Source organism: Porphyromonas bobii (genome assembly GCF_943169685.1).
Classification (GTDB): domain Bacteria; phylum Bacteroidota; class Bacteroidia; order Bacteroidales; family Porphyromonadaceae; genus Porphyromonas; species Porphyromonas pasteri.
This window is the reverse complement of sequence record NZ_CALPBU010000001.1, coordinates 149,667-174,611: the sequence shown is the minus strand read 5'-3', so window position 1 is coordinate 174,611 and position 24,945 is coordinate 149,667. Positions and strand designations below refer to the sequence as shown.

The window sequence follows — 24,945 nt, the reverse complement described above, 5'->3', positions numbered from 1 at the left end:
AATGAAGAAGAAACATATCATCACCTCAGTCCTCTCGCTGGCACTGCTCTTCTCGAGCTGCGGTAAGTACCTCGACAAGTACCCCGACAACCGCATGGAGCTACACACCCCTGAGGATGCGGCGAAGTTCCTCGTATCGGCTTATCCCGATGCCCATGCAGCCTACCTGCTGGAGATGTACTCCGACAATAGCGACGAGCACGACTACACCTCGTGGAGCGCTATCAGCCCCTTCCAGGAGCAGGCCTATCGCTGGAGCGATATCTCCGAGATCCGCGAGCAGGAGACCCCTCAGCAGCTCTGGGACGCACACTATACTGCGATCACTGTCTGCAATGAGGTGCTCAAGCACGTCGCTGGCGTAAGCAATAAGGATGCCTACGCCAGTCAGGTCGCCGAAGCCAAGCTATGCCGCGCCTACTCGATGTTCCAGCTGGCGAATGTCTTCTGCCAAGCCTATGCTCCCGAGACGGCAGCCTCCGACTATGGCCTGCCTTATCCTACCGAGCCTGAGGAGCATCCTGGGCGTACCCTCCATCATCGAGGCACGCTCGAAGCGCTCTACAAGCACATCGAGCAAGACCTCACCGAGGGCCTGCAGGATATCAATTCAGCGAACTATGGTAAGCCGAAGTACCACTTCACCGCTCAGGCTGCTCATGCCTTTGCTGCGCGCTTCTACCTCTATGCCCGTCAGTATGCCAAGGCTATTGAGCACGCTGATGCCGCTCTGGGCTCGAACCCACGTGCCGACCTACGTGACTGGGCCTCGTGGAGCAAGCAGGGACTCTCGGGCAATGTACAGCCTAACGCCTATATCCAGTCTTCTGTCAAGGCAAATATCCTCCTGCAGACGGTAGCTACCGAATGGGGTGGCGTCAGCATCCCCATCCTGCGTGGTAGTAAGTACGCCCATGGTGCACTTATCTCCACCACCGAGACCCTCCAGGCCGATGGCCCATGGGGTGCCAGTGGCGATGTGATGAACTACGTCGTGGTGAACAACAACGGGGTATCTAAGTACGCCCTCCACAAGCTCCCCTACACGCCGAAGTACATCGACCGTGTAGCAGGCATCGGTATCCCCTACTCGACCTATGCTACCTTCACCACTGATGAGACGCTCATGGTACGTGCCGAGGCGAAGGCCCTTCTGCAGCGCTATGACGAGGCCCTCGCTGACCTCAACATCGAGCTCAGCGCCTTCACGAAGCGCAGTGTACAGCTGACCCTTCAGCAGATCAAAGACTTCTACCAAGGCATCAAGTACTATACGCCTGAGAAGCCTACTCCTAAGAAGGAGCTTCACACAACGCCCGCCCTCAATATGGAGACTCAGGAGCCTCTTCTGCAGGCTATCCTTCAGCTCCGCCGCCTCATCACCATCCACGAAGGTCTCCGCATGCAGGACGTCAAGCGCTACGGCATCACGATCTACCGCCGTCGTGTGAACGTCAGCAATGTCGTCGAGGCTGTGACCGACAAGATGGAGGCACGCGACCCACGTCTGGCCGTCCAGCTCCCTCAGGACGTCATCTCTGCACAGCTCGAAGCTAATCCCCGAGCTTCCCAACATTAACATAGCGACGAAGGACCTATGAACTACATATATCAAGGACTCATCGGGCTACTCCTCACCGTAGGCATCATCTCCTGCTCCGATGACCAGCCGAAGGATCCCACGATCTTCCCCACGACCTCGGAGAAGCTCAATGACTTCGAGCAGTGGCTGGACGTGAACTACCGCAGTCCATACAATATCCGCTTCAAATACAAGCTCGAGGACTCCGAGACGGACCTCAGCTATCACTTTATCCCCGCCGACTCGGCTAAGACAGCCAAGCTCGCGATCATCACGAAGTACCTCTGGTTCGATGCCTATGCCGAGGTCCTCGGGCCTGAGTTCATGAAGCTCAATGCCCCACGTATCCTCGTAGCTATCGGTACTCCTGGCTACACGCGTCAGCGCACTGAGGTCGTCGGTAGTGCCGATGGTGGCTACAAGGTCATCTTAGGGAAGGTCAATTCGCTCACCGACCAAGCTCTGGCCGACTACGAGACGATGACGACCTACTACTTCCACACGATGCATCACGAGTTCACCCACATTCTCAATCAGAAGAAGCCTTACAGCACGGACTTTGCTCTCATCACGAAGTCGGGCTACGTCAGTGGAGACTGGTTCAACCAGTCCGAGCGTGCAGCCAATCGTGCTGGCTTCGTATCGCCCTACGCGATGCAGAATGATGCAGAGGACTTCGCAGAGATGCTCTCCTACTACGTCACCTACACGCCCCAGCAGTGGCAGCAGATCCTCAATAATGCAGGCTCTGCTGGTGCCGCACTCATCCAGCGCAAGCTCCAGCGCGTCAAGGACTATACCCGCGACTCGTGGAAGCTTGACCTCGATGACCTGCGTGACGTCGTCCTACGCCGTGGTGGCCAGATCGCTACATTAGACCTAACTAAGCTCTACTAATCATGCGTCCTACCTATATATATATCCTCCTGGGGCTACTGAGCTTCATGCTCCCCTCCTGCCTCAAGGACAATAAGGAGATCTTCGACAAGCCTGCAGCAGCTCGCATCGACGCCCTCATCGCTGAGGAGAAAGCCCTTCTCGAAGCTGCGCCCAAGGGCTGGCGGATGGAGTACTACGCTGGCCGAGACTACTCGGGTCCTGGCTTCACGCTCCTGATGAAGTTCGAGAACGGTCACGTGACGATGGCTGGTGACAACGTAGATCCCGAGCTACAGGCTACCAGCGAGTACTCGATCGTCCGCGACCAAGGCCCTGTGCTGACCTTCCCCACCTACAATGAGGTGATTCACTCACTGGCCTCCGCATCACTCGGTTATCCCGAGGGGATCCAAGGGGACTATGAGTTCGCCATCCTCTCAGCTACCGCTGATACGGTACGCCTCCTCGGTAAGAAATGGGGCAATGAGATGCGCCTCGTACGCATCCCCGACGACAGCAGTATCGAGGAGCAGATCCTCGGTATCCTCAATGTCCGCGAAGGGATGACAGCAAGCACCTTCGACTTCTCTCTCGGGAGCAAGGAGCTGGCTCAGGGTGAGATCCGTGGAGACGCCCGTCGCCTCTCGGTCAAGATCGGTGAGCGCAGCTTCGACACGCCGTTCAACTTCACCGCTACGGGCATCACGCTACAGAGCCCCATCGTAGTCGAAGGCAAGAGCTACCGCACCTTCACTTGGGATGGCGAAGCCCAGCAGTTCACCTCGGGCGACCTCGTCGCGAAGCTCTTCCTCCCCAAGAGCTATAAGCCTATCGACTTCTGGTACGGCACATGGACGCTCCGACACAACCCCGTCCGTGGCTGGCGTAAGCCTACGACCCTCACCCTCTCAGCTGGTGAGCGAGCCAATACCCTCTCGGCTGTCCTCACCTTCTACGGAGTCAGCTACAAGATGGTGCTCCCCTACGATGCTACCACGGGTACGATCAGCTTCCAGGGACAGGCTCTGCACGACCCGACGAATAGATATGCTGGTGGTATCATCCTCGTACCAGCATCACTGGCTGATGGGCGCAAGCTCCTCGCCGCTGAGCTCCATAGCATCACCTTCACTTGGGATGAAGATCTCCAGCAAGCCGTCGCTAAGGGTACCGAGCTCGCCGATGGTAAGGTCGACTCCTTCTATGGTATCGCCTACGGTGAAGACCTCAATACTCCGCTCGTCGATAGTAAGGGCAACCTCGTCATGCCGATCGCTATCGAGAATATCCAGTACATCAAGAAGCAGCCTTAGTGCCAGCCTCGTATGTACCTCTCTCAATTCAGATGATTACAATACTCATGAAGAGAATAAGCTTAATCCTCCTCGCTGCTCTCGGACTGCTGAGCCTTGGTAGCTCGTGCAAGAAGCAGCAGGATGTACCTCGACTGAGCCAGGTGGACTTCTCCGTCCTGGAGGCTAAGACCTACCTCCCCGTAGAGTCCTCTACGGCGACCGTACGTCTTGACAAGGCTCCTGCGAAGGCCTACAGCTCCGCCTCTTGGCTTCAGGTAGCTCAGGAAGGTGCGACGATCCGTCTTACCTCGACCGACAATATCAATCCCCAGTCACGCAACGCCTCGCTGGTCCTCAAGGACAGCAAGGGAGACTCCATCGCGATCAACATCATGCAGGCCGGCATCATCTTCGGTCTGCCGAAGGAGCAAGCGATGATCGGGGGGGATGCTGCCATCGACAAGACGATCAAGGCACCCTCAAATATCACCGTCACCTACACTACCTCAGCCGACTGGATCCAGCTGGAGCCCAAGGATCAGCAGCTTCGCGTCATCGTCGCAGAGAACACCACGGGCCGCCCCCGCACGGGCTGGATCATCGCCAAGGGGGTTGGTCTCGTTGACTCACTTCAGGTCACGCAGGTTGATCTCGCTGACATCGTAGGGCAGTACACTCAGCACTCTATGACGCTGGATGCTGCTACGGGGACGATGGTACCCCTAAGCTCCGACGTGGAGATCAAGAAGGTCAGCGACACGCAGGCACAGTTCATCATCGACGGCACCTACACATGGGAGGCTGCATTCACGCCTGGTCAAGGCCTGGAGCTCCTCAACGGGAAGGTGGTGAAGACGGCGACAGACCCAGCCAGCGGCAAGAACATCTACATCATGAGCGTCCTCGCTGCCGATGACTTCACTGCTGAGCACAAGACCTACATCATCGGGACACGTGAACCCGTCTTGATCTCCGTCAACCATGACGGCAAGCTCATCTTCAAGGAGAAGAGCAAGATCTCCTCGGAGCAGTACTGGGCTTCCTATGGCTTCGTCCGCTCAAGCTCACGCCAGATCACCCAAGGTACGTTCATCGGCATCGAGAAGTTCTTCATCCAGCCTAAGCTCGAGGCCAAGTAACCCTCCTCCGTCCTTCGGACGAATCCACTAAGCATCAGCCCCTCGCCCGTAGTATCTGCTATGGGTGAGGGGCTTGCCTTTGATCCTATATCCTCCATAGCTACCCGACGACAGAGCGATAATGGGACAATAGGCTACCACAGAAACGAGCTCCCACCATGTACCCTTCGGCCCTATCTTGAGCATGTTCGTTATCTTTGCCAATGCTTCGCACAAGTGAAGCAGGATCAAGCCACATGACGAATAACCTCCCCGATACTCCGATTGACGTAGTCATCATAGGTGCTGGCCTGACGGGCCTCACCGCAGCCTTCCATCTGAAGGAGGCTGGACTCAGCTTACACCTCGTCGAGCAACGTGATCGACCTGGGGGCGTCATCGAGAGCCACAGCGAAGGGGGCTTCATCTTTGAGTCGGGACCTACGACGGGCATCATCAGTCATGCTGCCGTCCCTCGCCTCTTCGCTGCCTTCCCAGATCTCATGTGCACCGCTTCACCTGAGGCCAATCGCCGCCTCATCCTCAAGAGTATGGGGAAGCGCGCAGGCGAAGGACAGACCTTCCTCCCCCTCCCCTCCTCACCGCTCTCTGGGCTGAAGACACCACTCTTCTCGATGCGTGATAAGCTGGGCATCCTCCTTGAGCCCTTCCGTGCCCGTGGTCGGAAGGAGAACGAGTCGATCGCAGAGCTGGTCGTGCGCCGACTGGGGAAGAGCTTCCTCGACTATGCTGTCGATCCCTTCATCGGGGGCATCTACGCTGGCGACCCGCATCGTCTCGTGACGCGCTACGCCCTTCCCAAGCTCTACGCCCTCGAGGAGCAGCATGGAAGCTTCATCCGTGGGGCTATCGCCAAGGCACGAGCGCCGAAGGATGCAGAGGCTCAGAGTGTGACGAAGCAGATCTTCTCCACCTCGGGCGGGCTATCCCAGCTCACACACGCCCTTGCAAATCATATCGGGAGGGAGCACTTCTCCTACTCTGCCGAAGGCTGTCATATCACACGCACCGCAGAGGGGCTCTATGAAGTTCAGTTCACGACGGACGGCACTACACGCATGCTCCGAGCTCGCCACGTCATCACGACGGCACCTGCACCCGCCCTCCCCTGCCTACTTCCCTTCCTCTCCACTGAAGACCTTGCGCCTATTACGGCCCTTCGCTATGCGCCCATCGTGCAAGTAGCGTGGGGTATGCGTGCGACGAAGCTCCCCCACTTCCATGCCTTCGGTGGTCTGGTCCCCTCGCACGAAGATGGCGAACTCTTAGGTATCCTTCATCCGTCAGCATGCTTCGAAGAGCGCGCACCTAAGGGTGGCACACTCCTCTCTATCTTCCTCGGAGGGATGCGAGCCCCAGAGGTCATCGAGTACTCAGACGAAGCCATCGAGGCCCTCGTCCGTGAGCGTCTGCAGCGCCTTCTCGGGATTACGAACGAGCCCGACCTACTGCACATCTTCCGCCACCGCTTGGCTATCCCCCAATATGAAGCCTCCTCAGGAGCACGCTTTGAGCGAATCGCGCAGCTTGAAGAGCGCTATCCAGGTCTTCACTTAGCTGGGGCGATCCGTGACGGCATCGGCATCCCCGACCGCATCAAGCAGGGTGAAGCCTTGGCCCGTCTCATCAGCAAGCAGTATGGTGCCTAATAAAAGCACCTACCCCGAGCGCACGAAGAAGATCCTGCGTGTGACGCTCCTCGGCAGTGCTTCCAACGCCCTCCTCGTGCTCCTGAAGCTCTTCGTCGGGATCGTAGGCCATAGTAGCGCGATGATAGCAGAGGCGATCAACTCGATCTCCGACTTCCTCACCGACATCATTGCCCTCATCTTCATCCGGATCTCGGGCAAGCCTCAGGATAAGGATCATCACTACGGGCATGGGAAGTTCGAGACGCTCGCCTCAGTCGTCATGGCGGTCGTCATGATCAGCGTCGGCGTCCTCCTCCTCTACAATAGCATCATCTCGATCATCGGCCTTTGGATGGGTACGCTCCAGCTACCCCGTCCCAGCCGTCTGACGCTTATCGTCGCCTTCGTCTCCCTTCTGATCAAGCTCTTCCTCTACCGCTATACCTACCAGTGGGCAGGGCTGCTCAAGAGCTCGGCACTCAAGGCCAAGGCCCTCGACCACCGCAGTGATACGCTGGCACTCATCGCCGTACTCATCGGTATCGCTGGGGCTATCTTCCTCGGCGAGCGCTGGCTCTTCCTCGAGCCACTGGCTGCAGGCGTCGTGAGTCTCTTCATCATCCACATAGGCTGGAGCGTCCTTCGCCCCGCCTTCAATGAGCTGACCGAGGAATGCCTGAGCCCCGAGGTCGAGGGGGAAATTATGGAGATCGTCCTCTCTACGCACCGTGTCGAGGGCATTCACCGCATGCGTACCCGTAGCATCGGCGGGAGCTACGCTATCGAGATCGACCTCCTTGTCGATGGGCGCATGAGTGTAGCCGAGGGGCACGACATCACCCTAATCATCGAGCGCGAGCTACGTGCCCGCTATGGGACGACGACCCACATCGCTATTCATATAGAGCCCAGCTCCCACAAACATTACTAACCTCCCTTACCCCGCGATAAGCCAATGAAGATCGAAGCAATGAAGATCACCCTGCACGAGATGCGCTTCTACGCCTACCACGGCGTCTTCCCACAGGAGCAGCGTGTCGGCAATCAGTTCGTCGTCGAGCTCACCTTCTGGGCTGATGTAGCTGGGAGTGTCCGCAGTGACGAGCTGGAGGAGACCATCAGCTATGCCGACGTCTACGAGGTCGTCAAGGCCGAGATGGCTATCCCCTCACGCCTCTTGGAGCATGTCGTCGGGCGTATCAGCGAGCGCCTCTTCGCGACCTTCCCCCGCATGCAGCGCCTCACACTCACTCTCAGCAAGTGCAATCCGCCCTTCCCTGGCGAGGTACAGTCCGCAGCCTTCACCCTTGAAGCCAGCCGCGACTAAGCCGCCACGACTCGGATGTCTTGACGCAAAACACGGGAGCACCCCAGCGATATTGCTGGAGCGCTCCCGTGTTTTGTATAAAAGAAAAAGACGACACACCTCGTAGGTATATCGTCTGTGTTTCGTAGCGAGAGGGGGACTTGAACCCCCGACCTTCGGATTATGAATCCGACGCTCTAACCAGCTGAGCTATCTCGCCGCCTCTTGTAAAAGCACTGCAAAGGTAGCACAAAGCTTTTATATATGCAAGAAGTCGCATCGACTTCCTCGCGTGCGCCTTCCTGCTCCTATAAGACAGAGCAGCATCGCTATTGAGAAAAAGGTAGCATTCCTCTGAAGAATACTTACATCCCAGTGGAAATAAAGGGGCTAAGCTATAGTGCTATATCGCTATCTATGTACGTAGTCTTAAAGTCCACCTACGTGGATCATAGCGACTACGTACCTGGATTTTATATCCACGTACGTAGACACGAAGAAAGCTATATTGCCGAAGAAGAAAAGCAGCAGGAGAATAGAAGTATTCCACCTGATTCTCAGAAGAATTTATACGCCCCTCTACAGCTCGGACCGATACAGAGAGGGAAGCGAACGTATAGCAGTACGAAGCCCAGCCTTCACAAGGGAGACCGTAGACGAGAGCCTAAGGGGAAGAAGTCCCCGCATACGCGACGCCACGATACCCGAAGGGATTTTGACCAGATCACCGACATAGCTCCTCCCCATAGCCCCAGCATGGGCACGTTTGCGTATCTTTGCAGGTAAATAGTTATACAGATAAGACCTATGGCTGAAAAGAAGTGGCTACTGGACTTCCAAGGCGTCCAGATCGCCCGCCACGAACATATCCTCTTCGAGCAGCTGGATCTGCAGGTTGCCGCAGGCGAATTCGTCTACCTCACCGGCCCTGTAGGCTCGGGGAAGAGTACCCTACTGAAGACGATCTCCGCCGAAGTCCCCCTCACCAAGGGGAAGGCCAACGTCATGGGCTTCGACCTCTCTCGCATCAAGAGCAAGGAGCTACCGAAGCTACGCCGTCGCCTTGGCATCGTCTTCCAGAACTTCCAGCTCCTGCCCGACCAGACCGTGCATGACAACCTCGATATCGTGCTGCGTGCCTTCGGTGTCAGCCGAAGTAGCGAACGCGAGAGCCTCATCAACGAGGCGCTCCAGGATGTCGGCCTTGAGACAAAGAGCTATAAGTATCCCCACGAACTCTCTGGTGGTGAGCAGCAGCGTGTCGCCATCGCCCGTGCCCTCATCGGTCGTCCCGAGCTCATCCTCGCCGACGAGCCTACGGGGAACCTCGATGCAGAGAATGGCTTGGCTATCGCCGAGCTCCTGCACCGCCTCACCAAGGAGCGTGGTACAGCCGTCATCATGGCCACGCACAACCGTCAGGTCCTCGAGTACTACCCCGCTCGCTGTATTGCCCTCGATGCGCTCTAAGCCCCGAGCAAGCGTACAGCCCCATTCCCTCGACACGTATCCCCTAAGACACGAAGCCGTTGAAAGTAATGAAGTTCGGAGGCACCTCTGTTGCCTCTGCCCAGCGCATAGCCCATGTAGCTGACCTCATCACAGCTACCGATGAGCCTAAGATTGTTGTCCTCTCGGCTATGGCCGGTACGACAAACGCCCTCGTAGAGATCGGGCACCAGCTCATGGCGCATCACCGCCACGAGGCCCTCACCATCCTCACGAAGCTCAAGCACAAGTACGAGCAAGAGACGCAGCTGCTCTTCCCCGACAAGCACAGCTACGACCGTGCCTGGACCTTGGTCAATGAGACGTTCTTCTTCCTCGAGCAGCTCTGCTACTCGGATACCTTCACGCTCTTTGACGAGAAGAAAATCCTGGCACGTGGTGAGCTCCTTAGCACAGCGATGATGCTGCGTCACCTCGAGGATCGAGGCGTGCGTGCAGTCGGCCTCCCTGCACTGGAGTACATGCGTACCAATAAGCAGGCTGAGCCCGACGAAGACTATATCCAAGCCCATCTCTCGGAGCTCATCAAGCGAGCACCCGAGGGTACGCAGCTCTTCATCACGGAGGGCTACATCTGCCGCAATGCCTTCGGCGATATCGACAACCTGCAGCGCGGGGGTAGCGACTATACCGCCACGCTCATCGGCGCCGCCCTCGAGGTCGACGAGATCCAGATCTGGACGGATATCGATGGCATGCACAACAACGACCCCCGTATCGTCGATGCTACGTCTCCCGTACGTCGCCTCCACTTCGAGGAAGCCTCTGAGCTGGCATACTTCGGAGCGAAGATCCTTCACCCCACTTGCATCCAGCCCGCCAAGCGCCGCCACATCCCCGTGCGTCTACTGAATACGATGGCGCCCGATGCCCCAGGTACGCTCATCTCCCTCGATACCGACAAGGATATGATCAAGGCCGTGGCAGCGAAGGACAACATCACGATGATCCGCATCCGCAGCAATCATCAGCTCTCCCACTGGAGCTTCATGGGAAAGGTCTTTGCACTCTTCGAGCACCACTGCATCCCCATCGATATGATCGCTTCGACCGAAGCCTCTATCTCCCTCACCATCGAGCGCAGCACGCTCCCCGATGACCTGCGCCACAGCCTCCAGAGCTTGGGTAGCATCGACGTCGAGCATGACATGACCATCGTCTGTGTCGTCGGCGATATGGAGTGGGACAACGTGGGCTTCGAGGCGCAGATCCTGAACGCCCTCAGCGAGATCCCCGTGCACATGATCTCCTACGGTGGTAGCGACTACAACCTCACCGTACTCGTCGAGGCTGCGGACAAGCGCCGCACGCTCCTCGCCCTGAGCGACCACCTCTTCGGCTCTAAGGACGCCAAGAAAGGAGCAGATAAGTAGTATGGCTTCCTCGCAGCCTACCCGCACACAGCTCTGGCTGGGGCTTACTCGCCCACGCACCCTACTCTCGGGGCTTAGCGCCGTCCTCGTGGCGATCTTCTACGCGGCCTTCATCGGGCCTATCGATCCGCTACGCACGGCACTGCTTCTCGTCGTCGCCATCAGTGCTCAGATCGGGAGTAACATAGCCAACGACCTCATTGACTTCAAGAAGGGCGCCGACACCGAGGAGCGCACAGGGCCACTCCGCCCCCTCTCTAAGGGACTTCTCACCGAAGGCGAGGTACGCCGTGCGCTATACGTCAGCCTCTTTGTCTTCCTCGCCAGCGGTATCACACTCGTGGCGCTCACCTCGTGGTGGCTGCTACTCGTGGGGTTGGCTGTCGGGCTAGGCATCTTCGCCTACTCGGGCGGGCCTTATCCGCTCTCCTATCACGGTCTGGGCGATTTGGCGGTGCTGATCTTCTTCGGCTGGGTGCCTGTGGTGACGAGCTTCTTCATCCTACGTGGGACGATCGCTGATCCCGTGCTGTGGCACTTAGCTACGGCGATCGGTCTAGCGAGCGTGAATATCCTCATCGTGAATAACTACCGCGACATCGACGAAGACCGTAAGGCTGGCAAGCGCACGCTCATCGTGCGTATGGGCCGTGACTTCGCGCCACGCTTCTACCTCACCTGCGGGCTGCTCTCGATGGGCTTCCTCTACCCCATCTATAGCTTCTGGGGGATGCTCCTCATGCTGCCCTACGTCGTCGTCTTCTCGATGACGCACCGCCAGCTGCAGGAGTCCGAAGGTAGCGAGCTCAACAAGACGCTCTGCGCCACGGCACGCAACGTCTTCTTCCTCGCCCTCCTCATCGGTGCCATGCTCCTTCTGAGAGCTTAGCCCTCGCCCCAACCATATCAACGCACCTCGCCCCGCTACCGAGCCGTCAGGCTTCCGTAGCGGGGCGAGGTGCGTTATGTCGGTTATAGGCGCTTCAGCGCTTGTGGAGACGGGCGACAACACGGAGGACGAAGGCCGTCGGGGCAAAGGGCACCAGACGGAGCAGGAGCCGCTGCAGAAGTGGCGTGCCTGCGATGAGCTTCCTTCGGCCTCGGAGCATCGCCTCGTAGCTACGGCGTGCCACATCGTCGGGGCTTTGGGTAAGCTGGGCTGCAAGGCCCGTACCTTCGAGCTTCGCGGCGGCTTCGAAGCCCGTGCGCATCCCGCCAGGCAGGACGACCGTCGCCGTGACGCCCGTTCCCCGCAGCTCTTCACTAAGGGCCAAGGTCAGCGATGTGACGTAGGCCTTCGCTGCGAAGTACGTGGCTTGCCATGGCCCTGGGACGAGCGAGGCAATCGAAGAGACATTGAGGATGCGCCCACTTCCTCGCGTGATGAAGCTCGGCAGGAAGAGCTTTGTCAGCGCCGTCAGCGCGGCGATATCTACGGCCAGCAGGTTAGCATCATCCTCAAGAGAGCGCTCGGCAAGGCTCCCTTGTCCGCCCAGCCCTGCATTATTGATGAGGTAGTCAACAGAGAGGCCAAGGCGCTCCACTTCGGCGAAGAGTGAGGCAGGTGCGTCGGGCTCAGCAAGGTCCTTCGCGAGGACGTGGACAGTGACGTGATGGGCTTGCTCCAGCTCGGCCTTGAGAGCGAGCAGGCGCTCCTCACGGCGAGCGACAAGGATAAGGTTGCCCCCCAAGGAAGCATGCAGGCGGGCATAAGCTTCTCCGAGCCCACTGGAAGCCCCCGTGATGAGGGCGGTCTTAGCGTGATCCATACGATGGTAAAAAGGGGCTTTTGTGCGCCCCAAAGTAGCCTACTTTTCGCCCTCAAAATGGGACGTCCAGCGCGAGAGATTAATCAACTGTTATACAAAGCATTATAACGCCATGCGAAGGTAGTCAGATTTTCGTGCGCACGAAAATATTTTTTTGTGCGCATAGAAATTTACCGCCGTGCGCACGGCGATAAATTTCCCTCCGCAGGGAAGATATTTTTCCTCCGCAGGAAAATGCTTCTCCCTGCCGAGGCAGGATGCTCCGCCTTCGGACAAAAGAAGGGCCCCGACTGGATACCAGCCGGGGCCCTTGCCTATGAATGGGAGTGGCGATTACTTGGCAGCTGCCTTGAGGCTACGACGCTTAGCGACTTCGTAAGCGATAGGCGTAGCGACGAAGAGCGTGCAGTACGTACCGAAGACGACACCCAGGAGGATGGCGAAGGTGAAGCTACGCATCGTAGCACCGCCGAAGGCGAAGACGATCAGCATCACGAGCAGCGTCGTGAAGGACGTATTCAGCGTACGAGAGAGCGTAGAGTTCAGAGCGCCGTTGATGACCTGGAAGCGGTCAGCCTGAGGATGGTTGCCCACTTCTTCGCGGATACGGTCGAAGACGATCACGACGTCATTGATGGCGTAACCGATGATCGCCAGAAGCGCCGCGATGAAGTTCTGGTCGACCTCCATGGTGAAGGGCATGACCTTCCAGAGAAGGACGTAGATGGCGATGATCATCAGCGTCGTCACCGTGACCGAAGCAAAGGCACCGATAGAGAAGGCGACATTGCGGAAGCGGATGAGGATGTAGATCGCCATGAAGAGGAGCGAGAGGCCGACTGCGATGAGGGCCTGCGTCTTGATGTCGTTAGACATGCTGGCGCTTACCTTCTGCGAGCTGACGATGTAGCTATCGAAGTCAGCCTTTGAGGGCTTCGTCTTGTAGAAGCTATTCAGACCCTGATAGAGCTTATCCTTGATCTGATCTTCGACAGCCTCGCCGGAGTCTTCGATGAGGTAGTTCGTAGACACGCGGATCTGGTCACCCTCGGTACCGATAGCGGTGAGGACGAGCTTCTGATCGAGCTGAGGAGCGAGCTTCTCGCGGACCTGCTGGTTGTCGACCTTCTGGTCGAACTTGATGATGTAGTTACGACCACCCGAGAACTCGATACCGTTGTTCAGACCGACCGTGAAGAAGCCGACAAGACCAGCGATGATGAGGACGATGGGCAGGAGGTAACCCTTCATGCGAGCCCCGAGGAAGTTGTACGTGGGGTTCACGAGGAGGTTCTTCGTCATCGCCGTCGTGTAGGTCACGTTGTCGAGCTTGTGGCGCTTGTCCAGAGCTTCGAAGACCATACGGGTGAGGAAGACCGCCGTGATGAAGGAGGAGATAAGACCGATGATCAGGGTCGTAGCGAAGCCACGGATAGGTCCTGCACCGAAGTAGAAGAGGACGACACCGGTGATGATCGTCGTGAGGTTCGAGTCGAAGATAGCGCTGAAGGCATTGCCATAACCGTCGGCGATAGCGCGGGTCATACCCTTGCCGTTGCGCAGCTCTTCCTTGATACGCTCATTGATAAGCACGTTCGCGTCGACCGCCATACCGAGCGTGAGGACAAGACCGGCAATACCCGAGAGGGTGAGGACGGCGTTGAACGAAGCGAGGATACCGAGCGTGAAGAAGCTGTTGACGATGAGTGCGAGGTTGGCGATCATACCAGGGATGAAGCCATAAGCCAGGCACATGTAGACCATCAGGAGGACAAGTGCAATGGCGAAGGAGATGATACCAGCCTGGATAGAAGCCTTACCGAGGGTAGGACCGACGACGTTCTCCTGCTCGATGACGACGCTCGTCTCCATCTTACCAGAGTTCAGTACGTTTGCCAGGTCATTCGCTTCTTCGATGGTGAAGTTCCCCATGATAGAGGAGTTACCACCAGTGATCTCGTTGTTGACGTTAGGCGCAGAGTAGACGACACCGTCGAGGACGATAGCGATAGAGCGGCCGATGCTTTCCTTCGTCAGGCGAGCCCAGATCTGAGCACCTTCCTGATTCATAGACATAGAGACCTGAGGCTCAGCGCTACCAAGGCGGTTGTGGTCAACGTCAGCCTTAGCCGAAGTGACGACGTCCCCCGAGAGGTCGGGCTTCATCGAGCGGTTCGTGCGGATAGCGTACAGCTCATAGATATTGGTGAGCTTACGCGTCTTGGGATCCTGGATGGGCTTAGCACCCCAGAGCAGGGTGAGGTCCTCAGGCAGGAGGTGATATTCAGTAGCCAGCGCCAGGAGCGAGTCGATCTTGTTGCGATCGCGGTCCTGAGCGAGACCGACGGTAGCACCGCCACGGCCTCCGAGCTGGAGGTACTTAGCGAGGGTATCAATAGAAGCGAGCTGCGAAGGAGCTGCGGCAGGAGCAGGAGCTACGAGAGCAGCGCTATCGTGAGCCGTGCTGTCATTAGCGGCTACCGAGTCAGCAGCTACGGGGATGGGGCGAGCAGCTGGAGCACCGAGAGCGAGCAGACGATCGCTGAGGCCAGCCAGATCGTTAGCTACTTCATCAAAGGTATAGGTGCGCCAGAACTGGAGGTTAGCACTACGCTGCAAAAGTTCGCGTACACGCTCAGGATCCTTGACACCAGGGAGCTCGACGAGGATACGGCCCTGACCCTCGAGACGCTGGAGGTTAGGAGCGACGACACCGAAGCGGTCGATACGCGTACTCAGGACATTGAATGAGGCTTCGACAGCGCTGTTGTACTTCTCCTTCAGGAGCTCGATGACCTTATCCTCCGTGGTAGAGGGATTGATCTGGTCACGTAGGTCTCCCGAGCCGAAGACGACCGCAAGGTTTACCCCTGGGGAGAGCTTCTTATACTCGGCTACGAACTGATCGATGTAGTTGCCCTGTGAAGTGCTCTTCGAAGCAGCCTGGATGGCCTTCTGGAAATTGGGGTCATCGGTGTTGCCTGCGAGGCTCTTGACGAGGTCACCAGCATTAAGCTTGAGGATAACGTTCATCCCGCCCTTGAGGTCGAGCCCCAGGCCGATCTGTTGCTTGCGAGCTTCCTTGAGGGTGTATCCGAGGAACACCTTCTCGTTAGCCATGGAGTCGAGATAAGCCTTCCCTGCGACTTCGCCCATCTTCTCCGCCTTACCATCGTAGTGGTTAGTAATGAGCGAGAAGGACAGGTAAAACGCACAGATCAAAGCCAAGCTCACTGTGACGAAAGTCACAAATCCTTTGTTTTGCATCGTGTTGTATTACTTAATTGATTGTATCTTATTTCCTTTGTTATAGGGCACAATATGCCCACAAAAATAGCCGATTTTTCCGTAATATCCGCCACTTAGCACCTTCACGTTACGTTTCCCCGCCGTAGTATCGTACGGGGAAGGGAGCAAAAGAGGGCTGCATCATACCCCATCCTTACCCTTCCACACAGCCAAATCTCCTGCTAAAGGGAAGGTATCAAGTCCCCCCTGATCAACACACCACAGCTGATATACTGTCAGTTAGACACGCCACCTCTTTCCTCAAGAGCCGACACGCTCACAGGCGCTGAAGGAGGATCAAGAGGCGGAGCCCCACAAGCACCTCAATATAAGAGCAGGCGCCATACCTCCACAACATCCGAGTTGCCTTCTCTATGGGAAGGTAACGGCAGCCTATATTGATCACTGGGTGAACCTATATAGGTCATCACGCCGACCTATATCAGGTTGTTGCTCCGCGTATGGATAAAAGTTGTGGACGAGTGGCAGATAAGTTCGGGCTACGTACGTGGACGATAAATCTACGTACGTGGATATTTGGATTTACGTGCCTGGTCTTTAAGACTACGTGCGTAGATGCAGGAAAACCACTACGTGAAGGCGCTTTATTCTTCACGAGAAGGACACTTTTCCCTCCGCTGGATAAGAGGAATACGCACGATAAAGCACCCCTTGCGCAAAAGGCTCTTATATCCTGCTTATTCCGTACCTTAGTGGGAGTATTTACCTCCCTACATCGCACTAAGATTATGGCTAAGATATTGGTGGCCTTCGACACGGTCGACGAAGGCTTTGAGAAGATCGGCGCTGAGCACGAAGTCATCCGCCCCCCACATGGACGGGACTTCACCCACGAAGAGCTATGTCAGCTCCTTCCCGAGGCTGACGTCCTCTGTACCTCCTTCGACTACCCAGCACGAGCCGAACTCCTGCAGCATGGGTCGAAGCTCCGCCTCATAGCCAACTTCGGCGTCGGCTTCAACAACATCGATATCGACTACGCTCGCGCCCACCGTATCGTCGTGACCAATACGCCTCAGGCGGTGATCATCCCGACGACGGAGCTTACTCTGGCACTCATGCTCGACTGTGCTCGCCGTGTCAGCGAACTTGACCGCCTCATCCGCCAGACACCTGGCAAGCGTCCGACCATCGGCCGCATGGGCTACCTCGGCATGCACCTTGCAAGCAAGACGCTGGGGCTCATCGGCTACGGACGTATCGCTTCAGCCGTCGCTGAGCGCGCTCGCGCCTTCGGTATGAAGATCCTCTACTACAAGCGCACCCCACTGAGTGCAGACGAGGAGGCTCGCCAAGGTATTACCTATGCCCCGCTGGATGAGCTACTCTTCAACTCCGACTTCATCTCGATTCACACGCCCTACAGCTCAGAGACGCACCACTTCATCGGAGAGCGGGAGCTGGCACTGATGAAGCCTACCGCTATCTTCATCAATACCGCCCGTGGTGCCGTCGTCGACGAAGAGGCCCTCGTGAAGGCACTTCAGACGGGCTACATCGCAGCGGCAGGGCTGGACGTCTTCGAGAACCAGGACAACCCCCACCCCACGCTCTGCACCCTCGACAACGTGTGTATGACCCCACACACAGGGACCCAAACGGCTGACGCCCGACGAGATATGAATGCGGAGATGCTGGAGAATGTCGTGCGCTTCCTCGCTGGACGTACTGACCTCAATCGCGTCGCGTAGTCTCCCCACCCTTGCCTCTATACATTATTATATAACGTAAGCTTACCGCTCTACTCGCGGCTGCTTGCCCTCAGCATCAGCTGCTCAAAGAAATCCAACTCACCCACTATGGAGATACTCCACCCCAACGACACGCTGACCCGCATTGAGATCAATAGCCCACAGCGCTACCTCCTTCTCCCCATCGAAGAGAGTCAGCCCGAGGTGCAGGTACGCCTCGTAGGCGACCGCCCCGAGGATACGTGGCTCGACATCCGTCTGGCCGTCGATAGCATCGACTACTACGTCCCCCTCGCCTTGCCCGAAGGCAAGAGTCCTGCGACGGTAGAGATCATCGGTCTTGATAGGACGGCGATTAGCTATGAGAAGATTCAGCTCGCCGATACCTTCGACACCTCCGCCAAGGACTATTATCGCCCTGCCTATCATCACAGCCCTACCTATGGCTGGATGAACGACCCCAACGGCATGATCTACAAGGACGGCGTCTACCATCTCTACTATCAGTACAATCCCTATGGCTTGAAGTGGGGCAATATGTACTGGGGGCACAGCTCCTCACGCGACCTCATTCACTGGGAGCACCACGATCTCGCCTTAGCACGCGACACCCTCGGGCACATCTTCTCGGGGAACGCCATCCTCGACAAGCAAGGGACAGCGGGCTTCGGCAAGGATGCCATCCTCGCCTACTACACGGCTCACAATACGCATGCGGGGAAGCAGTGGCAAGCCCAGTGCTTGGCCTACAGCCTCGACAATGGGAAGACCTTCACGAAGTACGCTGGCAACCCCATTCTCACGCCCTTCGATGGCGTCTCGGACTTCCGTGACCCCAAGGTCTTCTGGTACACTCCCGAGAAGAGCTGGTACATGATCGTCTCAGCTGACAAGGAGATGCGCTTCTACCGCTCTCAGGATCTGAAGAAGTGGGACTACGTGAGTGCCTTCGGCGAAGGCTACGGAGCACGCCCCAACCAGTTTGAGTGCCCCGACTTCTTCCAGCTCACCGATGAGACGACGGGTAAGGAGAAGTGGGTGATGATCGTCAACATCAATCCGGGCTGTGCCTTCGGTGGCAGTGCTACCGAGTACTTCGTCGGCACCTTCGATGGCAAGGAGTTCGTCCCCGAGACGGCGCCCGAGATCGCCCACTGGCTGGACTTCGGGAAGGACCACTATGCGCTGGTTACCTTCCACAACACAGGCGCCCGCACCATCGGCATCCCCTGGGTGAGCAACTGGCAGTACGCCAACGTCACCCCCTTCAAGCAGACACGAGGCATGAACGGCCTACCTCGTGATCTCTTCCTCTTCACGAAGGACGGCACAAGCTATGTAGGGGCCCGCCCTTCAAAGGAGGTCGAAGCCCTGCGCAAGGAGCAGGTCAGTCTCAGCCTTCCCCAGAGTATCGGCGAAGAGGTACGCCTCCTCGATGCGCTCAAGGGACTTGAGGATAGCTTTGAGCTCGAGCTCGAGCTGACCCCAGCAGCGAAGACGACTCGTGTAGGCCTCGTCCTCAGCAATGAGCTTGGCGATGAGCTCCCCATCTACCTTGACTTAGAGAAGGAGCGCATCACTATGGACCGCACCAAGAGCGGACTCATAGACTTCGGCACGAAGGCGACGCCTCACGACCGCGAGAGCAATGACTGGCGCGACCGTGATGGGGTGAACTATCAGAACGACTTCGCTATCGCCACATGGGCTCCCCTCAGTCTTTGCACAGGGAAGACCTATAAGCTCCGCCTCTTTGTAGACCGCAGTATGGCCGAGCTCTTTGTCCAAGGCGGACGCATCGCGATGACGAACCTCATCTTCCCCCGCAAGCCCTACTCGACCCTTCGCCTCTATAGCAATGGTGGCGCTACCCAGCTCCACTCAGCGAAGCTCTACCGACTGGGACTATAGTTTTCGTACTTTTGTGCCGCATTAATAAGGTATAAATAGACAGACTATCCGATAGATCATCATGGATCATGAACCCATCATATTAGGGATCGAGAGTTCGTGCGACGACACCTCAGCAGCCGTCCTCGTAGGGCAGAAGCTCCTGAGCAATGTCATCGCCTCACAAGCCGTCCACACCGCATACGGCGGTGTCGTACCTGAGCTGGCCTCACGTGCCCACGAACAGAACATCGTCCCCGTCGTCAGCGAAGCCATCCGCCGCGCTGGCATCACAGCACAAGACCTCGACGCCATCGCCTTCACACGAGGCCCTGGGCTCTTAGGCTCTCTGCTTGTCGGGACGAACTTTGCCAAGGGGCTCTCCCTCTCGCTCGGTATCCCCATGGTAGAGGTCAACCATCTCCATGCGCACGTGCTGGCGCACTTCATCGAGGAGGAGGGCGAGGAGCATCAGAGCCCTGAGTTCCCCTTCCTCTGCCTCCTCGTCTCAGGCGGCAACTCTCAGATCATCCTCGTGCGCTCGGCCTCCGATATGGAGATCATCGGGCAGACCATCGACGATGCAGCGGGCGAAGCCTTCGACAAGTGTGCGAAAGTCATGGGGCTGGGTTACCCTGGTGGCCCTGTCGTCAACCGCCTTGCCAATGAGGGCAATCCGAAGGCTTTTGCCTTTAGCAAGCCCAACGTCCCAGGCTACGACTATAGCTTCAGCGGGCTCAAGACCTCCTTTCTCTATACCCTCCGTGATGAACTGGAGAAGAATCCCAACTTCATCGAGGAGCGTAAGGCCGACCTCTGTGCCTCCCTCCAAGCTACCGTCATCGACATCCTGATGAAGAAGCTCCGCCAAGCAGCCAAGGACTTAGGCATCCGTCAGGTCGCTGTCGCTGGTGGCGTGTCGGCCAATACGGGTCTGCGTGATGCCTTCCACGATCACGCTCGTCGCTATGGCTGGAAGGTCTTCATCCCGAAGTTCGCCTACACCACCGACAATGCTGCGATGGTCGCGATGAACGGCTACTTCAGCTTCATCGACGGCAAGCGTACCGAGCTCGACGCCGTACCCTTCGCCCGCGTCACCATGTAGCCCGAGACAACATCTATGGATCAGAGTCATCTCACTTCACTCACTGAGCTCCTCCTACAGCGAGGGCTCCATATCGCCACGGCTGAGAGCTGCACCCTCGGAGGCGTTGCCTCCACCTTGGGTAGTCACTCGGGCTCATCGGCTTATCTCCAAGGGGGTATCATCACCTATCAGTCCGACCTCAAGACCTCCCTCCTCGGCGTGCCACCCGAGCTCATTGAGACCTATCACGTCGTCAGTGAAGAGGTCGCCTGCGCTATGGCTCTTGGAGCTATGGAGCAACTCCAAGCCGAGGTAGCTATCGCCACGACGGGGGTCGCTGGCCCTACGGGTGGTGATGCTGCACATCCTGTAGGTACGATCTGCATCGCCGTCGTCTTCGAAGGGCCAAGAGGACCCGTCGTCAATTCGACCACCCTACACCTATCAGGGAGCCGTGAGGAGAACATCTCCCAAGCGATCCAAGAGGCCCTGCACCTCACTCTACAGCTCCTCGAAGCTCATCCCTAACGATATATCTCGCCACATATAGACCGCTCTCATGATGCGTAAGCCCTACCACTGCCTTCGTTCGCTGGGGACAGCACTCACCCTACTTCTGCTTCCTTCGCTCTCATCATCTCCTCTACTGGCGCAGTCCAGCGAGAATGTATGCCGTATCGGCCTGCACTATAAGGTGCTCGGCGAGGGAACTAAGAGCAAGAGTATCCCCGTGCTTACAGCAGTCCAGCCCTTTGGCCCTGCAGCTGTCGGAGGCTTCTTCCCTGGAGACCTCATTACCCAAATCGACGGGGTACCCACCACAGGCCTCACGAAGCAGCAGATCAGCGAGCTCCTTGCTCGCCCCGTAGAAGAGCATCTCCTGACGATCGTGCGCATTGGCTCTGGCACTACGGCTCGCATTCTTCGTCCCAGCTGCAAGGCACCCTATGCCCTCACCGAGCGTGAACTGGCTACAGCCTTCAGCGGCTACAGCCCTATGGACCAAGCGAAGCAGCAGCACACCCTCTCATTCTCTTTCGAGTCCAGCGCACCCTTCGACTGGTCACAGGCCAAGACCTTTGCCTTCGCTCCTTCTGAAGGAGAGCATCGCGACCTCTATGATATCGTCTACGGACAGATCGCGGGACTCTTAGAGGCACGCGGGCTGACGCAGCAAGCCAACAGCCCCGATCTCATCCTTGAGTGCTCGCGTAGTGAAGCTGGGGGAGGAGCACTCCTCACCCTACAGGTCACTTCACCCAGCAAGCCCAATCAGACGCTCTGGAGCGGCACAAGCAGCCTACCTAAGGGCACGAAGGAAGCACACCTCTATGCTCGTCAGGCCATCCCTGTAATGCTCCAAAGCTTCCCCTACCTCGCAGCATCTCAGGCAAACTATACTGAGGAGACGAGCCGCTACCTCTATACGGGTATCCTCTATGACAGCCGTGACCTCAGCCGCATCGTCGATGTAGAGGAAGGGTCGCCTGCCTTCACTGCAGGTCTACGTGTCGGTGATAAGGTACTTCGCATCAACGGCAAGCCCCTCAGCCCCACGACTGTCAGAGAACTCTCGTCACGCTACCGCAACTTCCTTGACGAGACCTACCGTTACCGTTCGGCTGAGGCTGTGCGCCCCGAGCAAGCTCCATGGAAGAGCAGCGACTACGGGAGCATCCGCAAGGCACTGGAGAAGGATAAGTACGCCAGCGTCTTCAGCTACCTATTCTTCTTCCGCCCCTACATCGATGAGACCGAGCAGACCGAGCTCATCTTCGAGATCGAACGTCACGGCGAGACCTACACGCTCAACCTCGCACCCGTCCTCCGCGACGAAACGGTCTTCATCCCCCAATAACGCCCTATGCAGCCCGCACCACTCTCGACCTATCAGCTCGGTCGCATCCAGTCACTCCCCATCCTGCGCCTCGTATCGATAGGCGCCTACCTCGACGGAGGCATCCAAGACATCCTCCTTCCCCTACGCTACCTCCCCGAGGGAGCTAAGGAGGGCGATATGGTCTCTGTCTTCGTCTATCACGACAACGAAGGGCGCCTCATAGCGACGACCCTCACGCCCTTAGCTCAGGTCGGGGAAGTAGCCTATCTCCGCTGCTCCTCTGTGACCGATGCGGGAGCCTTCCTCGAGTGGGGCATCCATAAGGACCTCTTCGTCCCCTTCCGCGAGCAGTCAACGAAGATGCAGGAGGGATATAGCTATATCGTCTACCTCTACATCGATGCCCTAAGCGGAAAGATCGTCGGCTCAGCACGCCTCTCCAAGCACCTCGACACAATGCCAGCCGACTACGCTCCAGGGTCGAAGGTCAGCTGCATCGTCACCGAGCAGCACGAGCTCGGCTACCGCTGCGTCATCGAGGACAAGCACTGGGGACTACTCTACAGCGACACGGCACCACGTATGCTTCAGCGCGGTGAGCGCATCGAAGCCTACATCATCCGCCTCCGCGAAGAGGATAATAAGGTTGACCTCTCCTTCGTCCCCGTGGGCTATCAGAAGGTCGACGGCGAGCAGGCACGCCTCCTCATGATCCTCGAGAAGCACCACGGGCGTCTACCCATTGGCGACAAGAGCCCTGCAGAGGACGTCATGCGCCTCACGGGTATGAGCAAGAAGACCTTCAAGATGGTCCTTGGCTCACTCTATAAGGCGGGGCTCGTCACGCTCGCACCGACAGAAGTTCGCAAGAAGTAGCGCCCTTCCCTCCCCACGTAATGTACACTCCCTTCCAACCCACTGAGCAAGTATGGGCTACCCTCGAGGCGATGAACGAAGCATCGCACAGAGGGCAGCCCTTCTTCTTTATCTTAGACTTCGAGCTGCAGGAGGGCATCTTCGTCCTCGAGCCACTGCAGCACCACGACGGCTCGCTTTTCTTCGATTTCCCCACGGCGAAGACACCCGATCCCATCGGCTCGAAGGGTAAGCTCACGCTCACCCCTTTGCCCGAAGCCCCCGAGCGCTATGCTGAGCGCTTCGACATCATCCACCGAGGGCTGATGCGGGGAGATAGCTTCCTCACGAATCTCACGATTCGCACGCCCATCGAGACCGAAGCGAGCTTAGCGGATATCTACCTCTCCTCCGAGGCGACCTACCGCGTCCTCCTCCCTGGGCGCTTCGTGTCCTTCTCCCCCGAATGCTTCGTGAAGCTCCAAGGGGAGAAACTCGCCACACACCCGATGAAGGGCACCATCGACGCCCGCATCCCCGATGCAGCCGAGAAGCTCCGAGCGGACTACAAAGAGGGCTGCGAGCACCATACCATCGTCGACCTGATGCGCAACGACCTGAGCCGCGTATCCGAGGGCGTGCACGTCCGCCGCTTCAAGTACCTCACCGAGCTCCACACCTCCTCTGGATCGCTGCTGCAGATGAGCTCCGAAGTCGTCGGAAGCGTCGACCGCAGCAAAGGGCTCCGATTAGGCGACCTCATCCTCCAGCTCCTCCCCGCAGGCTCCATCAGCGGGGCGCCAAAGGAGCGAACTGTCGCGCTCATCCAAGAGGCAGAAGGCTATCCTCGTGGCTTCTACACAGGTGTCTGCGGTTACTTCGATGGCGCAAGCCTGGACTCTGCCGTCCTCATCCGCTTTGTCGAGGAGGATGCTTCGGGAGCACACTTCTACCGCTCGGGCGGTGGCATCACTATCAATAGCGTCACAGAAGACGAATACCGCGAATGCCTGCAGAAGATCTACATCCCCCAGTAGCGGACACCGCCTCACTGAGCTTCATCGAGACCTTTATGCTCCGTGGTGGAGAGCTCATCGCTGGTGAGCTCCATCGGGAACGCATGCTTCGCACCCTCCGAGAGCAGGGGGCGGATACCGGAAGTACCTTTCTACAAAGTCTCCTTAGCACCTACCCTTGGCGAGAAGTCGAGACTTACCTCACGGGGCAACAAATCCTCCCCGCTGCGACCTACCGCCTCACGCTCGAGTACAGCCTCGCAGGGATCTCTGCCATCCGCCTCGTCCCCTACTGCAAGCGAACAATACGTGCACTGCGCCCCATCCTCCTCCCCGAAGGCTTCGAGTACAGCTATAAGTACGCTGACCGAAGTTTCTTCGACCGGATGAAGGCCGAGCTTGCCGACAACGAAGAGCCGCTATTCGTGCGCCCCGACGGCACCATCACCGATACCAGCTACACCAACGTTCTCATCGAGACCGAAGCAGGTTACCTCACCCCCACTCACCCGCTCCTCAAGGGTACTCAGCGCGAAGCCCTGCTGCGAACAGGGCTTATCGCCGAAGCCGACGACCTTACCCTCAGCACGCTCCGCTCCAAGGCGAAGGCCATCCTCCTCATCAACGCGCTCCTTCCTCTCGAGGAAGCCCTCCGCCTTCCCCCCAAAGCCCTCCAAGACTGATTTTTTGCCTACAAAAATCCTCGCCCCTCAGCACGAAAATTCGGCTGTGAGACGAGGAAAATTATACCCTATGGGTAGGGCATCAGAG

Annotated in this window: 20 protein-coding genes and 1 tRNA gene; 18 read left to right on the top strand and 3 right to left on the bottom strand. The window is 57.7% G+C overall.

Going from position 1 to position 24,945, the window contains the following annotated elements; all coding sequences use genetic code 11:
- Position 1: 1 nt before the first annotated feature.
- The 7 genes from KO088_RS00780 (at position 2) to folB (ending at position 7,853) form a co-directional block, all read left to right on the top strand.
- Complete coding sequence (locus tag KO088_RS00780) at positions 2-1,579, top strand: RagB/SusD family nutrient uptake outer membrane protein (protein WP_215492910.1); 1,578 nt, start codon at positions 2-4, stop codon at positions 1,577-1,579.
- Between the two features lie 18 nt (positions 1,580-1,597).
- On the top strand, positions 1,598-2,479 hold the full coding sequence (locus KO088_RS00775; RefSeq protein WP_188807190.1) for a zinc-binding metallopeptidase: 882 nt from the start codon (positions 1,598-1,600) through the stop codon (positions 2,477-2,479).
- 2 nt (positions 2,480-2,481) lie between these two features.
- Positions 2,482-3,774, top strand: coding sequence for a DUF4302 domain-containing protein (locus tag KO088_RS00770; RefSeq protein ID WP_215492909.1), 1,293 nt, complete (start codon positions 2,482-2,484; stop codon positions 3,772-3,774).
- Between the two features lie 47 nt (positions 3,775-3,821).
- Complete coding sequence (locus tag KO088_RS00765) at positions 3,822-4,895, top strand: BACON domain-containing protein (RefSeq protein WP_215492908.1); 1,074 nt, start codon at positions 3,822-3,824, stop codon at positions 4,893-4,895.
- 236 nt (positions 4,896-5,131) lie between these two features.
- A complete protein-coding gene (gene hemG, locus KO088_RS00760) occupies positions 5,132-6,544 on the top strand; it encodes a protoporphyrinogen oxidase (RefSeq protein WP_251419694.1) in 1,413 nt (470 codons plus the stop codon).
- Positions 6,534-7,457 (top strand): cation diffusion facilitator family transporter, encoded by a 924-nt coding sequence (locus KO088_RS00755; RefSeq protein ID WP_215492906.1) that lies wholly within the window; start codon positions 6,534-6,536, stop codon positions 7,455-7,457. Before hemG ends, KO088_RS00755 begins: the two co-directional genes overlap by 11 nt.
- A 24-nt stretch (positions 7,458-7,481) precedes the next feature.
- A complete protein-coding gene (gene folB / locus KO088_RS00750) occupies positions 7,482-7,853 on the top strand; it encodes a dihydroneopterin aldolase (RefSeq protein WP_215492905.1) in 372 nt (123 codons plus the stop codon).
- Positions 7,854-7,978: 125 nt separating this feature from the next.
- Here the strand turns inward: folB and KO088_RS00745 are convergent.
- Positions 7,979-8,052, bottom strand: a tRNA-Met gene (locus KO088_RS00745).
- A gap of 587 nt (positions 8,053-8,639) precedes the next feature.
- Here KO088_RS00745 and KO088_RS00740 point away from each other — a divergent pair.
- Genes KO088_RS00740 through menA form a run of 3 tightly spaced genes read left to right on the top strand, consistent with a single transcriptional unit; the run spans position 8,640 to position 11,603 of the window.
- A complete protein-coding gene (locus tag KO088_RS00740) occupies positions 8,640-9,302 on the top strand; it encodes a cell division ATP-binding protein FtsE (RefSeq protein ID WP_215492903.1) in 663 nt (220 codons plus the stop codon).
- Positions 9,303-9,361: 59 nt separating this feature from the next.
- Positions 9,362-10,714 carry an aspartate kinase gene (locus KO088_RS00735; RefSeq protein WP_215492902.1) on the top strand — a complete coding sequence of 451 codons (1,353 nt, stop codon included), beginning with the start codon at positions 9,362-9,364 and terminating at the stop codon, positions 10,712-10,714.
- Position 10,715: 1 nt separating this feature from the next.
- Positions 10,716-11,603, top strand: a complete 888-nt coding sequence (menA, locus tag KO088_RS00730; protein WP_215492901.1) for a 1,4-dihydroxy-2-naphthoate octaprenyltransferase — start codon at positions 10,716-10,718, stop codon at positions 11,601-11,603.
- Between the two features lie 94 nt (positions 11,604-11,697).
- Here the strand turns inward: menA and KO088_RS00725 are convergent, their stop codons facing one another.
- Together KO088_RS00725 and secDF are read right to left on the bottom strand one after the other, a co-directional pair.
- A complete protein-coding gene (locus KO088_RS00725; RefSeq protein ID WP_215492900.1) occupies positions 11,698-12,483 on the bottom strand; it encodes an SDR family NAD(P)-dependent oxidoreductase in 786 nt (261 codons plus the stop codon).
- Between the two features lie 333 nt (positions 12,484-12,816).
- Entirely contained in the window at positions 12,817-15,750 is a 2,934-nt protein-coding gene (gene secDF / locus KO088_RS00720; RefSeq protein WP_215492899.1) for a protein translocase subunit SecDF, read from the bottom strand.
- 770 nt (positions 15,751-16,520) lie between these two features.
- Between secDF and KO088_RS00715 the strand changes: the two genes are divergently transcribed.
- The 8 genes from KO088_RS00715 (at position 16,521) to KO088_RS00680 (ending at position 24,857) form a co-directional block, all read left to right on the top strand.
- Positions 16,521-17,483: an NAD(P)-dependent oxidoreductase gene (locus KO088_RS00715; protein ID WP_215492898.1), complete on the top strand. Its 963-nt coding sequence runs from the start codon at positions 16,521-16,523 to the stop codon at positions 17,481-17,483.
- Between the two features lie 108 nt (positions 17,484-17,591).
- Complete coding sequence (locus KO088_RS00710; RefSeq protein ID WP_251419692.1) at positions 17,592-19,394, top strand: glycoside hydrolase family 32 protein; 1,803 nt, start codon at positions 17,592-17,594, stop codon at positions 19,392-19,394.
- A 61-nt stretch (positions 19,395-19,455) separates the two neighbouring features.
- A complete protein-coding gene (gene tsaD, locus KO088_RS00705) occupies positions 19,456-20,481 on the top strand; it encodes a tRNA (adenosine(37)-N6)-threonylcarbamoyltransferase complex transferase subunit TsaD (protein WP_215492896.1) in 1,026 nt (341 codons plus the stop codon).
- Between the two features lie 15 nt (positions 20,482-20,496).
- Positions 20,497-20,991 carry a CinA family protein gene (locus KO088_RS00700; RefSeq protein ID WP_215492895.1) on the top strand — a complete coding sequence of 165 codons (495 nt, stop codon included), beginning with the start codon at positions 20,497-20,499 and terminating at the stop codon, positions 20,989-20,991.
- Between the two features lie 31 nt (positions 20,992-21,022).
- Complete coding sequence (locus KO088_RS00695) at positions 21,023-22,321, top strand: PDZ domain-containing protein (protein ID WP_215492894.1); 1,299 nt, start codon at positions 21,023-21,025, stop codon at positions 22,319-22,321.
- Between the two features lie 6 nt (positions 22,322-22,327).
- Complete coding sequence (locus KO088_RS00690) at positions 22,328-23,179, top strand: CvfB family protein (RefSeq protein WP_215492893.1); 852 nt, start codon at positions 22,328-22,330, stop codon at positions 23,177-23,179.
- A 20-nt stretch (positions 23,180-23,199) separates the two neighbouring features.
- Positions 23,200-24,195, top strand: a complete 996-nt coding sequence (locus KO088_RS00685; protein ID WP_215492892.1) for an aminodeoxychorismate synthase component I — start codon at positions 23,200-23,202, stop codon at positions 24,193-24,195.
- Entirely contained in the window at positions 24,165-24,857 is a 693-nt protein-coding gene (locus tag KO088_RS00680) for an aminotransferase class IV (protein WP_215492891.1), read from the top strand. Before KO088_RS00685 ends, KO088_RS00680 begins: the two co-directional genes overlap by 31 nt.
- Positions 24,858-24,945: the final 88 nt, after the last annotated feature.

Excerpts from the sequence above, each read along its gene's own strand:
- KO088_RS00695 (WP_215492894.1), top strand. The coding sequence starts at position 21,023 with ATGATGCGTAAGCCCTACCACTGCCTTCGTTCGCTGGGGACAGCACTC.
- menA (WP_215492901.1), top strand. The coding sequence starts at position 10,716 with ATGGCTTCCTCGCAGCCTACCCGCACACAGCTCTGGCTGGGGCTTACT.
- KO088_RS00700 (WP_215492895.1), top strand. The coding sequence starts at position 20,497 with ATGGATCAGAGTCATCTCACTTCACTCACTGAGCTCCTCCTACAGCGA.
- KO088_RS00685 (WP_215492892.1), top strand. The coding sequence starts at position 23,200 with ATGTACACTCCCTTCCAACCCACTGAGCAAGTATGGGCTACCCTCGAG.
- tsaD (WP_215492896.1), top strand. The coding sequence starts at position 19,456 with ATGGATCATGAACCCATCATATTAGGGATCGAGAGTTCGTGCGACGAC.
- KO088_RS00710 (WP_251419692.1), top strand. The coding sequence starts at position 17,592 with ATGGAGATACTCCACCCCAACGACACGCTGACCCGCATTGAGATCAAT.
- KO088_RS00780 (WP_215492910.1), top strand. The coding sequence starts at position 2 with ATGAAGAAGAAACATATCATCACCTCAGTCCTCTCGCTGGCACTGCTC.
- KO088_RS00755 (WP_215492906.1), top strand. The coding sequence starts at position 6,534 with ATGGTGCCTAATAAAAGCACCTACCCCGAGCGCACGAAGAAGATCCTG.
- KO088_RS00740 (WP_215492903.1), top strand. The coding sequence starts at position 8,640 with ATGGCTGAAAAGAAGTGGCTACTGGACTTCCAAGGCGTCCAGATCGCC.
- KO088_RS00680 (WP_215492891.1), top strand. The coding sequence starts at position 24,165 with ATGCCTGCAGAAGATCTACATCCCCCAGTAGCGGACACCGCCTCACTG.
- hemG (WP_251419694.1), top strand. The coding sequence starts at position 5,132 with ATGACGAATAACCTCCCCGATACTCCGATTGACGTAGTCATCATAGGT.
- secDF (WP_215492899.1), bottom strand. The coding sequence starts at position 15,750 with ATGCAAAACAAAGGATTTGTGACTTTCGTCACAGTGAGCTTGGCTTTG.
- folB (WP_215492905.1), top strand. The coding sequence starts at position 7,482 with ATGAAGATCGAAGCAATGAAGATCACCCTGCACGAGATGCGCTTCTAC.
- KO088_RS00765 (WP_215492908.1), top strand. The coding sequence starts at position 3,822 with ATGAAGAGAATAAGCTTAATCCTCCTCGCTGCTCTCGGACTGCTGAGC.
- KO088_RS00690 (WP_215492893.1), top strand. The coding sequence starts at position 22,328 with ATGCAGCCCGCACCACTCTCGACCTATCAGCTCGGTCGCATCCAGTCA.
- KO088_RS00715 (WP_215492898.1), top strand. The coding sequence starts at position 16,521 with ATGGCTAAGATATTGGTGGCCTTCGACACGGTCGACGAAGGCTTTGAG.
- KO088_RS00775 (WP_188807190.1), top strand. The coding sequence starts at position 1,598 with ATGAACTACATATATCAAGGACTCATCGGGCTACTCCTCACCGTAGGC.
- KO088_RS00725 (WP_215492900.1), bottom strand. The coding sequence starts at position 12,483 with ATGGATCACGCTAAGACCGCCCTCATCACGGGGGCTTCCAGTGGGCTC.
- KO088_RS00770 (WP_215492909.1), top strand. The coding sequence starts at position 2,482 with ATGCGTCCTACCTATATATATATCCTCCTGGGGCTACTGAGCTTCATG.